We start from the raw sequence: 14,928 nt of genomic DNA, 5'->3' as shown, positions 1-14,928 counted from the left end.
GGGTCAGTCGTCGGAAGAGCCCGAGGCGGCCACCGCGGGCTCCGGGCTGGTTGACGATGACGAGTCGCTGTCGGAGGCCTTCTTCGGGGTGTCGGAGGAGTCGGCCCCGCCCCCGTTGTCCGAGGTGTCCGAGGAGCCCGTGGTGGTGGACGACTTGGCCCCCGACCGGCTGTCGTTGCGGTAGAAGCCGTCGCCCTTGAAGGTGATGCTGGGCACGCTGAACACCTTGGCCACCAGGCCCTTGCCGGGCTGCGTGCAGGCGGCAGGACTGGCGATCGAGTCGGCTTGGGGGCAGTGGACCAGCGAATCCTCGGAGAACGACTGGATGACCTCGAAGCGGGTGCCGCAGGTTTGGCAGTTGTAGTCGTAGGCGGGCACGGGGAGAGGATAGAAGCGACGGCGGATTTCTGGCCATCCGGGCGCCGGCGGGCCGAGGCGGAAGCGTCGTCGGGCGGCTTCGGTAATATCGGCCCGTGGACTGGTCGTGGGTGCTCATCCTGGCCGGGTATGCCTTGGGCACGTTTCCGGGCGCACTGCTGGTGGGCCGCTACACCGGGCATGATCCGACGCGGGAGGGGTCGAACAATCCGGGGGCCAGCAACGTGTACCGGGTGGCGGGCCGGTGGCCGGCCGCGTGGGTCCTGCTCAGCGACGTGGGCAAGGGGGTCATTGCCGCCGGGCTGGGGCTGCTCGTTGCCGACCAGTTGGTGGGGGCCGCCTGCGGGGCGGCGGCGGTGGTGGGTCACATCCTGCCGCTGGGCCGCTATCGCCAGGGGGGCAAGGGGGTGGCCACCTTCGGGGGGATGTTGCTGGTCCTGACCCCGGTGGTGGGAGTGATCCTCATCGGCGTGTGGGGGGTGGCGTTGGCGGTGAGCAAGCGGGCCGGAGCCGCCTCGCTGGTGGCCACCGCGGCCGCCCCGGCGGCGGTGGCCCTCCAGGGTTGGCCGGCGCCGGAAGTCGGCGTGGCAATCGGGGTGGCGGTGGTGGTGATCGCCCGCCACCATGAGAACATTCGCCGGATGTGGCGACGAGAAGAACCGGCCATTTGGTCATGACCCGGTCATGATCCCGGCATGATCCCGCTGAACGAGGCCCAGGAGCGGGTGTTGGCCGGCTGCCAGGTGCTGGACGAGGCCGTGGTGCCCATCGGCCGGGCCCGAGGCCTGGTGACCGCGGAGACGGTGGCCGCCCCCGAGATGGTGCCCCCCTTCGACAACACGGCCATGGACGGCTTCGCCGTGCGGTCGGCCGACGTGGCCGACGCCCCGGTGACCCTGGCCATCGCCGGTACCCTGGCCGCAGGGTCCGCCCCCCATGTCACCGTGGGGCCGGGGCAGGCCGTGCGCATCATGACCGGGGCGGTGATTCCTCCCGGCGCCGACGCGGTGGTGATGGTGGAACTCACCGAGGCCGCCCCCGACGACGCCACGGTGATGGTGAGCGAGTCGGTACCGGTGGGCAACCACATCCGCCGGGCGGGCGAAGACCTGGTGGTGGGTCAAACGGTGTTCGAACCGGGAGAGGTGCTGACCCCCGGCCACCTCGGGGTGCTGGCCAGCCTGGGCCGCTACCAGGTGCGGGTGTACCGCCGGGCCCGGGTGGGGGTGATGTCCACCGGCGACGAGTTGGTGGAGGGGCCCGAACCGCTGGGTGCCGGTCAGATTCGCGACTCCAACCGGCACACGCTGTTGGCCCTGTTGGCCGAGGCCGGGTGCGAACCGGTGGACTTGGGCCGCATTCCCGACGACGAGGAGGCCATCGCCACCGGCATCCGCACGGGCGTGGACACCTGCGACGCTCTGCTGACCTCGGGCGGGGTGAGCATGGGCGACTACGACTACGTGAAGAAAGTGCTGAACGAGATCGGCGACATGTCCTGGATGCAGGTGGCCATCAAGCCCGCCAAGCCCCTGGCCTTCGGTCGGGTGGAGGGCATCCCCGTGTTCGGGTTGCCCGGCAATCCGGTGTCGTCCATGGTCTCCTTCGAGCTGTTCGCCCGGCCGGGACTGCGCAAGATGATGGGCCACCCGGCCGATGGGTGGCACCGCCCGCCGGTGGCGGGCCGAATGGCCGAGCCGCTGCGTCGCCGGGCCGACGGCAAGACCCACTTCGCCCGGGTGCGGGTGGACTACGCCGACGGTCGGTACCGGGTCCGCTCGGCGGGAGGGCAGGGCTCGCACCAGCTCTCGGCCATGGCGGCGGCCGACGCGCTGGCCGTGCTGCCCGACGGCGACGGGCTCGACACCGGCGACGACGTCTCGCTGCTGATCCTGCGCTGACCCTCTCTCGGAGGCCGCTCTCTTGAGGTGTCTCCGGCAGGCCGTTCTGCCTTCCACAGTGTGTCACCCCGTCCGTTCGGCCAGAATGGAGGGGTGAGCGTGCCGCTGGTCGACAGCTTCGGGCGAGTCCACCGGGATTTGCGCATCTCGGTGACCGACCGCTGCAACTTCCGCTGCACCTACTGCATGCCCGCCGACGGGCTGGACTGGCTGCCCCGCGAAGACTTGCTCACCTTCGAGGAGATCGAACGCATCGCCGCGCTGATGGTGCACCGCTTCGGCATCGACAGCATTCGCCTCACCGGAGGGGAGCCCACCGTGCGGGCCAACCTGCCGGTGCTGGTGGAAAAGCTGGCCGCCCTGGGCGTGGACCTGGCCCTCACCACCAACGGGGCCACCCTGGCGCTTCTGGCCGACAAGCTGGCCGCCGCCGGCCTCCGCCGGATCAACATCTCGCTCGACTCCCTGCAGCCCGAGCGGTTCGAGCGCCTGACCCGCCGCGACGACCTCGACCGGGTGCTCGAAGGCATCGACGCCGCCCTGGCCGCCGGATTGCACCCGGTGAAGATCAACGCCGTGATGATGCGGGGCATCAACGACGACGAGATCGTGGATTTCGCCCGGTTCGGCCGGGATCGGGGCGTGGAGGTGCGGTTCATCGAGTTCATGCCGTTGGACGCCGATCAGTCGTGGACGAACGACCAGGTGGTCACCCTCGACGAGATCGTCACCACCGTGGGGGAGGCCTTCCCCCTGGCCCCGGTGGAACGGTCGCATTCCCCGGCGGCGGTGTGGCACTACGCCGACGGGCGGGGTTCGTTCGGGGTGATCGCCAGCGTGACCGACGCCTTCTGCGGGAGCTGCGACCGGGTGCGGCTCACCGCCGAGGGCATGTTCCGCAACTGCTTGTTCGCGGTGGACGAGCACGACCTCCGAGGCCTGTTGCGCTCGGGGGCCACCGACGACGAGGTGGCCGAGGTGATCGCCGGCGTGGTGATGGACAAGTGGGCCGGACACGCCATCAACCGGGTGCACTTCATCCGCCCCGGCCGCTCCATGTCCCAGATCGGGGGTTGAGGTGACCGATACCGGTCTCACCCACCTGGATCCCCTGGGCCGGGCCCGCATGGTGGACGTGACCCCCAAGGAGCCGTCCCATCGTCGGGCCATCGCCCGGGCCAAGGTGTTCATGAGTGCCGACACCGCGTTGGCCGTGGCCCGGGGGGCCATCGCCAAGGGTGACGTGCTGGCCGTGGCCCGGGTGGCAGGTATTCAGGCGGCCAAGCGCACCCCGGAGCTGATTCCGCTGTGCCACCCGCTGCTGGTGGGGGCGGTGCTGGTCAACTTCCGCATCGAGGACACCTACATCGAGATCGAGGCCGAGGTGGAGACGGTGGACCGCACCGGGGTGGAGATGGAGGCCCTGACCGCCTGCTCGGTGGCCGCCCTGACCGTGTACGACATGTGCAAGTCGCGCGACAAGGACATGGTGATCGGCGAGATGGCCCTGTGGGAGAAGTCGGGGGGACGCTCCGGCCATTATCGCCGTGCGGGCGATTCCCACGCCCCGCACGACGATTGACGCTGGGGTTGGCCCGCCTCGCTCGGACAAGTCCGAAGATGGGGTGGCGCGGGGGGACTTTTTGTAGTACAACCGTAACAAGTGTCAAGTTGCTGTAATGACCTCCAGCCCGTGGCCAACACCTGCCGGAGCCTCCTCGCCGGGAGGATGCGGCTCGACCATCCACCAGTGAGCCACCTTTCGGGGCTTACCATTGATAGTGCAAGGGATACCCGAGATTGGTGACGTCATTGCTACTCATGATCTTGGCCGCCGCCTGGGCCGCCTTTTTGATTCCGCCTCTGATCCGTCGGGCGCGCAACGGCCAGTTCGGGGGCAGGCGTCGTTCGCCCCAGTGGGGCCTGGGTGCATCGAGGCCCGCCGGCCATCCCCGTTTGGCCGAGCGGGGGGCCATGGCCGCACCGGTGGTGGCCCTGCGGCCCAATGCGGCGATGGCGCCCCGGGGGTACCCTTCCCGCGTGGCACCCAGCCCGGTCCGGGGAATGCCCCGCACGTCGATCGACGCCCGCCGTCGTCGGCGCCGCATCCTGGTGTCGCTCATCGTCGGTGCGTTGGCCACATTCGTGCTGGCGGTGTACTTCGGCGGGTTCGCCCTGGTGGTCCATCTGCTGATCGACGCCATGCTCTTGGGCTACGCCATGTTGCTGGTGCAACACCAGCGCACTCGGGAAGAGCGGCTGCAGCCCATCGACGTGGAGAACCCAAACCCCGGTTCCTGGGGCGTGGCCTCCGGCGGCGAGCGCTGAACCCCACCCCTGCCGAGACCTCCTGCTGATTCCGGTCGCGGCGCAGGCAGAGCCCCCGCTATCCTGGGGGCACATTCCGGGGCTGTAGCTCAGTTGGCGAGAGCGCCTCGTTCGCAACGAGGAGGCCGGCGGTTCGAGTCCGCTCAGCTCCACCAGGCACGCTGCCGGGCAATCCCACCCAGCAGTTCCACCGCGTACCCCAGCCGGTAGCGTGGGTGGGCGATGGGGGATGAGCTGGACGGGGAGCTGGAGCGGTTTGTCCGTGGTCGGTTGGGGGCGGTGGACGAGTTGACCGTGGTGGGCCAGGGTCGGGTCACCGGGGGTCAATCCCGGGAGAACTGGCCCTTCGACGTGTCCTGGAAGGACCACGAGGGGTCGCACCATCGCCGCTTGTTTCTGCGGCGCGATCCGGTGGGCAGCGTGCTGGAGACCGACCGACGGGTGGAGTTCGAGGTGCTCCGGCGATTGCACGAACAGCCGGTGCGGGCCCCCGAGGTGGTGTGGCTGGACGCCGACGGGTCGGAGTTGGGCCGTCCGTCGCTGGTGATGACCCGCTACGACGGGCGCAACGACCACTTCGTGCTGGAAGGAGGCGTCAGCCGGTTCGACGAGGCCACCCGGCTGGACATCGCCTCCCAGATGGTGGACCTGACGATCGAGATTCACGCGTTGGACTGGCGGGGGGCCGGGCTCCACGAAGTGCTGGACGTGCCCGCCGATCCGGCAGCAGCGGCCATCGACGAGTGGGCCGGGGTGGTGGAACGCCAGTCGCTGGAACCCCAGCCGGTGATGGCCCTGGTGGAGCGGTGGCTGCGCCACCACAAACCGGCGTCCGGTGAGGTCACGGTGGTACACGGCGACATCAAGCCGGGGAACGTGCTGCTGGACGGCCACCGTGTGCAGGTGCTGCTCGACTGGGAGACCGTGCATCTGGGCGATCCCAACGAGGACGTGGGCTGGGTGACCAACCCGCTTCGTCGCCGGGAGCACCAGATTCCCGGACGGTGGGAGGTGGACGAGTTGGTGTCGGCCTACGAGGCCCGCTCCGGTCGGGCGGTGGACCGGGCCGCGCTGCGGTTCTGGCAGGTGCTGGCCAACTACAAGCTGGCCGCCATCGCCCTCACCGGGATGCGCAGCTTTTGCGACGGCCGCTCCCACCGGGTGTGGTCGGGCATCGGTGCCCTCCATCGGGTGTTGCTGGCCCAGATCGACCAGGAGCAGCCGTGAGGCCCAGTCTGACCGAGCAGATCAACGGCGCCCGTCGGGTGCTGGTGGACCTGGTCGAGCCCGAGTTGGACGACCCCTATGTGAAAGAGCAGGTGGCCCACGCCGCCGCCACGCTGGAGCGCGCCGCGGGCCGTTGGACCACGGTGCTGGCCGAGTTGGTGACCGACATCCGGGAGCTGGAGGCGGTGCTGGGGGTGGCCCGCCGGGTGCTGGACGAGACCGTGCCCGGCGTGGTCGACCACTCCGCCGCCGAGGAATACCACCGGGAGCTGCGGACCCGGCTGACCGACGAGATCAGGAACGGGCCCGAGCCGTCCGCCGCGGTGCGGGCCTACTTGGCCGGCTCCCTGGAAAGGATGGGATGACCATGCTGGGACCCCTCGATGACACCCTGTGGCATCAGATTGCCGAACCGTTCGAGCACGTCGGCACGTCCGATCCCCGCTTCTTCGACCGTTACTGGTTCGCGGTGTACGACCCGGCCGGTCGGGCGGCCATGCAGTTCACCATGGGCTCCTACAACAACATGAACGTGCTGGACGGCGGGGTGGTGGTGGTGCGGGGCGGCACCCAGCACAACCTGCGGGTCTCCCGGGCGCTGCGCCCTCGCTTCGAGCCCGAGGTGGGGCCGATGCGGGTGGAGCCCACGGTGCCGCTGGAGGAACTGCGCCTGGTGGTGGCTCCCGGCGAGCACGCCGTGGCCGCCGATCTGGTGTGGCGGGCCGAGTTGGCCCCGGAGATCGAGAAGCCCCACGTGGAGCGGGAGCGGGGCCGCCTGGCCCAGGACTACCAGCGGTTCAACCAGGTCGGGGTGGTGGACGGCTGGATCTCGGCGGGCGGCGAGCGGCTGGAGGTGGACGGCTGGTGGGGAGGCCGGGATCACTCCTGGGGGGTGCGGCCCCAAATGGGCATCCCCGAGCCGGTCACCGGCCCGGCCCGTCAACCCAGCGAGCAGGGAACCCTGTTCTACTTCCTGTTCTTCTCCACCAACCGCCGGGCGGGCCACGTCCAGATCATGGAGCGGGGGGCCTCGCGGGTGTACCTCACCGGGCTGATCCGAGACCGGGAAGCGCCCGAGGTCGACCACCGGGTGACCGAGGCCGACCTGAGTCTGGACTTCTTCGCCGACACCCGGCGCTTCTCCTCGGCCGACATGGCGGTGACGTTGGACGACGGACGCGCCCTGCGGTTGGGGGCGACGCCGCTGGGCTCGGCGGTGGCCATGGCCGGCCTGGGCTACAGCGGCGGATGGAACGACGGGTTGGGTCTCGGGGTGTACCGGGGCGAGGCCTCTACCGAGCACGAGGTGTGGGACGTGAGCCACCCCGCCGACGTGATGCCGTCATCGGGGGAGGTGTTCACCCCGATGCACCGCATCGCCCCGGTGACCGTCGCCACCGATGACCCCGACGAGACGGGTACCGGCAGCCTCACCCTGATTGCCAACGGCAAACTGCCCCAGTACGGCCTGGAGTGACCGGCCCGACCGGGCGGGCGTGAGTCGGCCCGCGGGACAGCGGCGGCCGATCAGGGGGCGTCGGGGAGGTTGGTGAAGCCGCGGCCGTCGGCCCGGCGGTACCAGCCCTGGGCGGTCATGGTGCCCCCGTCCACCGGGATGGTCTGGCCGGTCATGAAGCTGGACTGGTCGGAAGCCAGGAACAACGCCACCTGGGCGAACTCCTCGGGATCACCGAAGCGGCTGAGTGGAATCCACCGCTCGGCGTGCTCGAGGGGTCGTCCCCGCAGCATGGCGTCGAGGGGGGTCTGCAGGGTCATGGCCATGTCGGGGGCGATGCAGTTCACCCGGATGTCGTGCTCGGCCATCTCCAGGGCCAAGCAGCGGGTGAACGCCGAGACGGCGGCGTTGGCCGCCGAGTACACCGCCATGCGGGTAATGCCCCGCATGGACTCCACGGTGGACATGTTGACCACGGTGCCCCCGCCCCCGTCGATCATGGTGGGCAAGAAGGCGTGGGAGCAGCGCAGGACATGGCGAAGGGTGATGTCGATCTGGGCGTCCCAGTCGGCCTCGGTGGTCTTGAGGAACCTCCCCATGCCCGGCCGGTAGTCGCCCACGTTGTTGACCAGCACGTCCACCCGACCGTCGCCGAAGTCCACCGCCGCTCGGTGGAACTCGGCCACCACGGCGGCGTCGGTGATGTCGCCCACCACCGCAGTGGCCCGACCCCCGGCGTCGGTGATGTCGCCCACCGCCGCGGCGGCCAGCTCGGCGTCGATGTCGTTGACCACCACCGCGGCCCCGGCCTCGGCGAACAACCGGGAGATGCTGCCCCCGATGCCCCCGCCTCCGCCGGTGACGGCCGCGATCTTGTCGTTGAGTGGTGTTGCTGTCGGCATCCAATGGTTCTACCGCATTCTCGGCGGTGCTGCCCTTTTGGTGGGGAAGCTCCTACCGGCGGCAGTCGACCGGCCCTCGTTCGTCCAACGGCCGGTTATCGGCGGCGTCGGGCTCGGTCGAAGTCCTGGTCGGCCAGTTCCTCGGCCAGGTCGAGGTAGCGGCGCAGCCGGTCGGCGTCCACCTTGCCCGCCACGGCACAGCCGGGTTGCCCCTGGTGCCAGCAGTCCTCGGCGAAGCGACACTGGTGGTCCAGGGCGTCGATCTCGGCGTAGGCGGCGGCCAGCCCCTCCCACGCGTCCCACGGTCCCACCGTGCGGATGCCGGGCGTGTCCACCACCGATCCACCTCCGGGCAGGGGGATGAGCCTCCGGGCGGTGGTGGTGTGGCGGCCCTTGGCGTCACCGGCTCGCACTTGTTGGGTGGCTTGTGCGTCGGTTCCGGCCAGCGCGTTGATGAGCGTGGACTTGCCCACCCCGGACGGGCCCAGCAGCACCAGCGTGCGGTTCCCTTCCAGCAGGGCGGCCACGTCGGCCAAGCCCTCGTCCCGAAGGGCGGCGGTGACGATGACCCCCGCTCCCGGTGCCAGAGCCGCGGCCTTCTCGGCGTCGCGCTCGGGATGACGGCGAAGATCGGCCTTGGCCAAGATGACGGCCACTTCGGCACCCGACTGCCAGGCCACCACGCAGAAGCGCTCCAACCGGGCCGGATTGATGCGCCGGTCGAGTCCGTGTACCACCCCCACCACGTGGGCGTTGGCCACCAGGGGCTGGGGTCGGGCGTGCTCGGCCGGGTCTCGCCGCACTACCAACGTGCGGCGTTCCAGCACGTGCCCCACCGCCGGGCTGTCCTCGGGGCCGGGAACGATCATGACCCAGTCGCCGGTGACCGGGGCCACCTTCCCCTGGGCTCGCTGGGAGTCGGAGGACGCCCGGATGCGACCGTCGTCGGTCACCACCTCGCACTCCCCCCGGTCCACCTGCACCACCCGGCCCAGTTGGCCCCCGTGGCCCTGGGCCAAATCCCGCCACTGCCGGTCGGCACCCAAGGCCTCCAGCAAAGTCATCGAGGTCGGCGCTGAATCATCCCGGACACCAAAATGCACAATAGCCTTGGTCCGGCGGCGACGGTTCCCCCGTCCCGCGCCGAGAACCGGTCACAACAGGGCAGTGAGAAGGCGAACATGAGCGAATCGCAAACCACCACGGAAGCCACCACCTCGGCGGACCCGGCCGGCCGACGGGCGGCCGTCTCACCGGCCCAGGCGACCTCCGCGGGCCTGGTCGCCGCCGGCGGTGCCTTGGGCCTGAGCGAGATCCTGTCGGGGCTGAGCCGCGCCATTCCCTCCCTGGTGGTGTCGGTGGCCGACGTGTTCGTGGACAACACCCCCGGATTCATCGCCCGCTGGTCGATCGACACCCTGGGCAGCGCCCAGAAGCCCGCCTTGGTGTGGGGCATCGTGGTGGTGTCGGTCCTGCTGGGAGCAGTGCTGGGGTTGGCCTCCCGGAAGCGGTGGTGGGTGGCCCCCGTCGGTCTGGTGGTGTTCGCGGTGGTCGGCGGCTGGGCCGCGGCCCGCAACCCCCTGGCCGGCGCAGGGTGGGGCTGGACGTCGGGCCTGTTGTCGGGCGCCTTCGGCATCGCCGTGTTCCTGACCCTGTTCGTGCTGGCCTACCGGGAGGCCCAACGGCCCACTGCGGCCGGGTCGAGCACCCTGTCGGAAGCGGCACCCTCGGATTCTTCGCCGCTGGAATCTTCGCCGTCGGAACCGGCATCATCTGAATCTCCTCAGCCGGAACCGGCAGCTTCAGGGCTCTCGCCGTCGAAGGCTCTGGCGGCAGCGGGGCGGGAGGCCCGGGTGCCGATGGTCGGTCGGGGGCGTTACAACGACCGGCGACGGTTCGTCGGGGCGGTGGGCATCATGGCCGGGGCGTCGCTGGCCGGCGGGCTGCTCGGTCGATGGCTGCGGCGGCGCGACACGGTGGAGGGCGCCCGAGAGGGCTTTGCCGCCGACGCCCTCCAGGGGCGCAGCGTCACCACCACGCCGGGAGCCACCGGGGCCACCCAGGGCAACGGCGCCCAAGCCGATGCCTCCGAACCGGGTGTCGCCGACGACGGCGGCGGTGCCGGCGATTCCCCCGCCGAGCCCGGTGCGGATTCCGGTGCCGGGGACGGTACCGACGCCGGCGGCGAGCCCGGCCCCTCCGTGACCGCCGAGCCGGCGCGGGAGCCGAACTTCGACTACATCGCCGGGATCGCCCCGCTCATCACCCCCAACGAGGACTTCTACCTGATCGACACCGCCCTCGCCTACCCACAGATCGACCCGGAGGACTGGTCGCTTCGGGTTCACGGCATGGTGGACCGGGAGGTGGAGATCGGCTACGAGGAGCTGCTGGACCTGGGCTTGGTGCAGGAGGACGTGACCCTGTCGTGCGTGTCCAACCGGGTGGGCGGCGACCTGGTGGGCAACGCCACCTGGGTGGGGGTGCCCCTCACCACCGTGTTGGATCTGGCCGGGGTGCGGCCCGAGGCCACCCAGATCGTGGGGCGCTCGGTGGACCGCTGGACGGCGGGCTTCCCCACCGAAGTGGCGCGAGACGGTCGAGTGGCCCTGGTGGCCGTGCAGATGAACGGGGAACCCCTGCCCATCTCCCACGGTTTCCCCGCCCGTCTGGTGGTGGCCGGGCTGTACGGGTACGTGTCGGCTACCAAGTGGCTGTCGGACATCGAGCTGACCACCTGGGAGGGGTTCAACGGGTACTGGATTCCCCGGGGATGGGCCAAGGAAGGGCCGATCAAGACCCAGTCCCGCATCGACGTGCCCCGGCGGGACGCCACCATCGACCCCGGCCCCACCCCGATTGCCGGGGTGGCCTGGGCTCCCACTCGGGCCATCGAGCGGGTGGAGGTGCAGGTGGACGACGAGCCGTGGGTGGAGGCCGAGCTCAGCCGCGAGACCACGGTCAACTCGTGGCGTCAATGGATGGTCGCGTGGGAGGCCACGCCCGGTGAGCACCGGATCCGGGTGCGGGCCACCGACGGCACCGGATCCACCCAGACCTCCGAGATCAGCAACCCGGCGCCCGACGGGGCCACCGGTTGGCACACCATTCAGGTGCGGGCCGACCAAGCGTGAGTCGTGGCTGAAACCGGCAACCATGGATTTTGATCTCTCGGCATCGGAGCGGGCCTTCCGCGACGAGGTACGCACGTGGCTGGAGGAACACCTGGTGGGGGAGTTCGCCGAGCTGCGGGGTCGGGGCGGCACCGGGCAGGAGGACATCCCGGTGGAGCTGCAGATCGCCTGGGAGCGGGAGCTGGCCGCCGGGGGCTGGCTGGGTATCGACTTCCCGGCCCGCCTGGGTGGTCGGGAGTGCAGCTTGTCGGAGCAGGTGCTGTTCCATCAGACCTACGTGGAGACCAGGGCGCCGGGGCGGCTGCCCAACATGGGGGTCACCCTGTTGGGGCCGACCCTGGTGGCCTACGGCACGGCGGAACAGCAGGAGCGGTTCGTTCCCCCCATCCTGTCGGCCACCGAGTTCTGGTGCCAGGGCTACTCCGAGCCCAATGCCGGGTCCGATCTGGCCAACGTGGGCACCAGGGCGGAACTCGACGGCGACCGCTGGGTGATCAACGGGCAGAAGATCTGGACCTCGCTGGCCCAGTACTCGGATTGGTGCTTCGTGGTGTGTCGAACCGACCCCGATTCGGCTCGCCACGCGGGCCTCTCCTACCTGCTGGTGCCCATGGATCAGCCGGGCATCGAGATTCGACCCATCGTGCAGATCACCGGGGGGACCGAGTTCAACGAGGTGTTCTTGGACGACGCGGTGACCGACGCCGATCTGGTGGTGGGCCGGCCCGGTCGGGGCTGGGAGGTGGCCATGGGCACGCTGGCCTTCGAGCGGGGGGCGTCCACCCTCGGCCAGCAGACCTCCTTTCGCCAGGAACTGGACGCACTGTTGGCCGAGGCCCGGGCCAACGGCACCGCCGATGATATGGTGGTGCGCCAGGCGCTGGCCCAGGCCTACGCCACCCTGGAGATCCTGCGGTACAACAACCTGCGGATGCTGACCGTGGTGGACTCCGGGGGCGTGCCGGGGCCGGAGATGTCCATCGGCAAGCTGGTGTGGTCCAACTGGCACCGGTCGCTGGGCGAGCTGATGGTGCGGGTGCGGGGGGCGGCGGCCATCGCGGGGCCGGCCCAACCGGGCGAGGACTACTCCCTGGACTCCTGGCAGCGCACCTTCCTCTACAGCCGGGCCCACACCATCTACGCCGGGTCAAACGAGATCCAGCGGAACATCATCGGCGAACGGGTTTTGGGCCTGCCCCGCGAGCCGCGATGATGGCCCCGACGAAATGGCCCCGACGAGATGGCCGAATGGTCGATCGACCGAATGGCCGATTGACCGGATGACCGACGACAGGAGCGAACATGGCTGAGGCATACATCATCGATGCGGTCCGCACGCCGGTGGGACGACGGGGCGGCAGCTTGTCGCAGGTCCACCCGGCCGACCTGGGAGCCCACCCCCTCGTCGGGCTGTTGGAGCGCACCGGCGTCGATCCCGCCGCCGTGGACGACGTGATGTACGGCTGCGTGGACGCCCTCGGTCCCCAGGCGGGCGACATCGCCCGCACCGCCTGGTTGGCCGCCGGGTTGCCCGAGCACGTGCCCGGCACCACCATCGACCGGCAGTGCGGCTCGGCCCAACAGGCCGTCCACTTTGCCGCCCAGGCGGTGATGGCCGGGGTCAACGACCTGGTGGTGGCGGGCGGCGTGCAGAACATGAGCATGATCCCCATCGGCTCGGCCCTGACCGCCGCCGAGCACCTGGGGGTGACCGATCCCGATCCGTTCTGCGGCTCCGACGGCTGGGTGGAGCGCTACGGCACCCAGGAGGTGTCGCAGTTTCGCGGGGCGGAGATGATCGCCGAGCATTGGGGCATCAGCCGCCAGGACATGGAGGAGTTCGCTCTGGCCAGCCACGAGCGGGCGGCCACCGCCACCGACGAGGGCCGATTCGACAACGAGATCCTGCCCATGGCCGGCCTGTCCACCGATGAGGGCATCCGCCGGGGGACCACATTGGAGAAGATGGCCGGCTTGGCCCCGTTGGCCGAGGGAGGGCGGCTGACCGCGGCGGTGTCCAGTCAGATCTCCGATGCGGCCTGTGCCCTGTTGATCGCGGGCGATCAGGCGGTGGCCGACCACGGCCTGCGGCCTCGGGCTCGCATTCACCACATGTCGGTGCGGGGCGCCGACCCCATCTTCATGCTCACCGGCCCCATTCCCGCCACCGAGCACGCGCTGGCCCGAACGGGCATGACCATCGACGACATCGACCTGTTCGAGTGCAACGAGGCTTTTGCCTCGGTGGTGCTGGCCTGGATGGGCGAGCACGACGTGCCCCACGAGAAGGTGAACGTGAACGGCGGGGCCATCGCCCTGGGCCACCCCTTGGGGGCCACCGGGGCCCGGCTGATGACCACCCTGGTGAACGAGTTGGAGCGCACCGGCGGCCGCTACGGGCTGCAGACCATGTGCGAGGGGGGCGGCCAGGCCAACGTCACCATCATCGAGCGGCTGTAGGGGCTTCCCGCCCGCCCGGAGAGAGTGTGGCCCCTGGTCAGGCGGGGGAGACTCGGTCGATGAGCCCCCACGACAGGGCCGTGGTGGTGTCGATTTCGGCGTTGGTGAGGGCCAGGTAGCCCAGTCGTTGGCGACCGATGCGGCGGGCGATGCTCACGGTGCCGCCCGCGCCGGGCACGAGGCCCATGGCCACCTCGGGCAGCCGGAAGGTGGTGTCGGGGTGGGCCACCACGTCGTGGGCGTAGGCGGGCAACTCCACTCCGGCCCCCACGCACGGGCCGTGGACCATCACCCGGATCTTGGCGGCCAGCCGGTCCATCCAGAAGGCGGCGCTGCGGACCGAGCGAATCCGGTGGGCGGTACCGGGGTCGGGGGTGGTGCCGAACTCGGCCAGGTCGCCGCCGGAACAAAAGGTGGGCCCGGCCCCGGTGACCACGATGCCGTCGAGGCTGGGGTCGGCGCCCGCGGCCCGCAGTTGCTCGACCAGGTGGTCGCGCATCGGGGCGCTGAAGGCGTTGTGGCGCCGGGGCCGGTTGAGGGTGAGGTAAAGGGTGGAGCCGATGCGCTCGGCCAGCACGGGGGGCTCGGGAGCGTCGGGTCGCGGACGAGACCGCTGGGTGGCCAGCCAGGTTTGGTACTCGGGGCCGGTCTGAAGGGTGGAGTAGGCCAGCGACTCGGCCACCAGGCCCTCGACGGTGGATCGGCTCTCGCTCAGACGCAGGAGTTGGACCAGGGTGATCGCCGCGGCCGGTGACGCCGCCGCAGCGGCGGCCATCGGTTCGATCTCGGCGGCGCGCACCGCCGTCGGCAGGGCCACGGGATCGTCGGCCACCACCACGTCGAACAGGCGGCACAACACGTCGAGCTGGTCCAGACGGTCCTGCTGGCCCCGAGAATCCTGATGATGGAGACGGGGGTTACCGGCGCTGGCCCCGCCGTCGGGTACGGCCACGGCCATGACCGCGGGAACCGCCTTGATGGCCTCGGCCAGCCGGTCGCCGGGCCGGCCGGCCAGGTCGTCGGAGGTGAGCCGGGTCACGACGAACGGGCAGTCGGCCAGCCCCCAGTCCTCGGCGGCGTAGGGGTACCGCAGCCGCTCCTCCAGTTCCGCCAGACCGGTGATCTCGACGGGCGAGGCCACC

General features: G+C 70.5%; 15 protein-coding genes and 1 tRNA gene. 12 read left to right on the top strand and 4 right to left on the bottom strand.

Going from position 1 to position 14,928, the window contains the following annotated elements; all coding sequences use genetic code 11:
* Positions 1-3 precede the first annotated feature (3 nt).
* Entirely contained in the window at positions 4-378 is a 375-nt protein-coding gene (locus ACOQPQ_RS09105) for an FmdB family zinc ribbon protein (protein ID WP_420639124.1), read from the bottom strand.
* Between the two features lie 95 nt (positions 379-473).
* On the opposite strand from ACOQPQ_RS09105, the gene ACOQPQ_RS09100 reads away from it, so the two are divergent.
* The 9 genes from ACOQPQ_RS09100 to ACOQPQ_RS09060 all read left to right on the top strand — a co-directional run bounded on the left by ACOQPQ_RS09100 (position 474) and on the right by ACOQPQ_RS09060 (position 7,311).
* Positions 474-1,055 carry a glycerol-3-phosphate acyltransferase gene (locus tag ACOQPQ_RS09100; RefSeq protein WP_420639123.1) on the top strand — a complete coding sequence of 194 codons (582 nt, stop codon included), beginning with the start codon at positions 474-476 and terminating at the stop codon, positions 1,053-1,055.
* An 18-nt stretch (positions 1,056-1,073) separates the two neighbouring features.
* Positions 1,074-2,279, top strand: a complete 1,206-nt coding sequence (glp, locus tag ACOQPQ_RS09095; RefSeq protein ID WP_420639122.1) for a gephyrin-like molybdotransferase Glp — start codon at positions 1,074-1,076, stop codon at positions 2,277-2,279.
* Between the two features lie 93 nt (positions 2,280-2,372).
* Positions 2,373-3,356 (top strand): GTP 3',8-cyclase MoaA, encoded by a 984-nt coding sequence (gene moaA / locus ACOQPQ_RS09090; protein ID WP_420639121.1) that lies wholly within the window; start codon positions 2,373-2,375, stop codon positions 3,354-3,356.
* 1 nt (position 3,357) lies between these two features.
* Positions 3,358-3,861 (top strand): cyclic pyranopterin monophosphate synthase MoaC, encoded by a 504-nt coding sequence (gene moaC, locus ACOQPQ_RS09085; RefSeq protein WP_420639120.1) that lies wholly within the window; start codon positions 3,358-3,360, stop codon positions 3,859-3,861.
* A 221-nt stretch (positions 3,862-4,082) separates the two neighbouring features.
* Positions 4,083-4,607 carry a hypothetical protein gene (locus ACOQPQ_RS09080; protein WP_420639119.1) on the top strand — a complete coding sequence of 175 codons (525 nt, stop codon included), beginning with the start codon at positions 4,083-4,085 and terminating at the stop codon, positions 4,605-4,607.
* Between the two features lie 78 nt (positions 4,608-4,685).
* Positions 4,686-4,762: transfer RNA gene (locus tag ACOQPQ_RS09075), tRNA-Ala, on the top strand.
* A gap of 67 nt (positions 4,763-4,829) precedes the next feature.
* Entirely contained in the window at positions 4,830-5,834 is a 1,005-nt protein-coding gene (locus tag ACOQPQ_RS09070; RefSeq protein WP_420639118.1) for a phosphotransferase family protein, read from the top strand.
* Positions 5,831-6,199, top strand: a complete 369-nt coding sequence (locus ACOQPQ_RS09065) for a hypothetical protein (protein WP_420639117.1) — start codon at positions 5,831-5,833, stop codon at positions 6,197-6,199. Before ACOQPQ_RS09070 ends, ACOQPQ_RS09065 begins: the two co-directional genes overlap by 4 nt.
* Positions 6,196-7,311 (top strand): hypothetical protein, encoded by a 1,116-nt coding sequence (locus ACOQPQ_RS09060; RefSeq protein ID WP_420639116.1) that lies wholly within the window; start codon positions 6,196-6,198, stop codon positions 7,309-7,311. The genes ACOQPQ_RS09065 and ACOQPQ_RS09060 overlap by 4 nt, the downstream gene beginning before the upstream one ends.
* Positions 7,312-7,361: 50 nt before the next feature.
* Here ACOQPQ_RS09060 and ACOQPQ_RS09055 read toward each other — a convergent pair whose 3' ends face one another.
* Both ACOQPQ_RS09055 and rsgA read right to left on the bottom strand, forming a co-directional pair.
* The gene (locus ACOQPQ_RS09055) at positions 7,362-8,192 is read right to left on the bottom strand and encodes an SDR family NAD(P)-dependent oxidoreductase (RefSeq protein WP_420639115.1); all 831 of its coding nucleotides are present in this window, start codon (positions 8,190-8,192) and stop codon (positions 7,362-7,364) included.
* Between the two features lie 95 nt (positions 8,193-8,287).
* Positions 8,288-9,256, bottom strand: a complete 969-nt coding sequence (rsgA, locus tag ACOQPQ_RS09050) for a ribosome small subunit-dependent GTPase A (protein WP_420639114.1) — start codon at positions 9,254-9,256, stop codon at positions 8,288-8,290.
* Positions 9,257-9,373: 117 nt separating this feature from the next.
* Between rsgA and ACOQPQ_RS09045 the strand changes: the two genes are divergently transcribed.
* The 3 genes from ACOQPQ_RS09045 (at position 9,374) to ACOQPQ_RS09035 (ending at position 13,786) form a co-directional block, all read left to right on the top strand.
* Positions 9,374-11,326 carry a molybdopterin-dependent oxidoreductase gene (locus tag ACOQPQ_RS09045; RefSeq protein WP_420639113.1) on the top strand — a complete coding sequence of 651 codons (1,953 nt, stop codon included), beginning with the start codon at positions 9,374-9,376 and terminating at the stop codon, positions 11,324-11,326.
* Positions 11,327-11,348: 22 nt separating this feature from the next.
* Positions 11,349-12,539, top strand: a complete 1,191-nt coding sequence (locus tag ACOQPQ_RS09040) for an acyl-CoA dehydrogenase family protein (protein ID WP_420639112.1) — start codon at positions 11,349-11,351, stop codon at positions 12,537-12,539.
* A gap of 89 nt (positions 12,540-12,628) precedes the next feature.
* Entirely contained in the window at positions 12,629-13,786 is a 1,158-nt protein-coding gene (locus ACOQPQ_RS09035) for an acetyl-CoA C-acetyltransferase (RefSeq protein ID WP_420639111.1), read from the top strand.
* Positions 13,787-13,823: 37 nt separating this feature from the next.
* Here ACOQPQ_RS09035 and ACOQPQ_RS09030 read toward each other — a convergent pair whose 3' ends face one another.
* On the bottom strand, positions 13,824-14,927 hold the full coding sequence (locus ACOQPQ_RS09030; protein WP_420639110.1) for an enoyl-CoA hydratase/isomerase family protein: 1,104 nt from the start codon (positions 14,925-14,927) through the stop codon (positions 13,824-13,826).
* Position 14,928 lies beyond the last annotated feature (1 nt).

The organism is Candidatus Poriferisocius sp. (assembly GCF_965219775.1).
Lineage (GTDB): Bacteria > Actinomycetota > Acidimicrobiia > Acidimicrobiales > Bin134 > Poriferisocius.
Note: the sequence above shows the minus strand (reverse complement) of the source record. Positions and strands in the feature narration are given on the sequence as shown.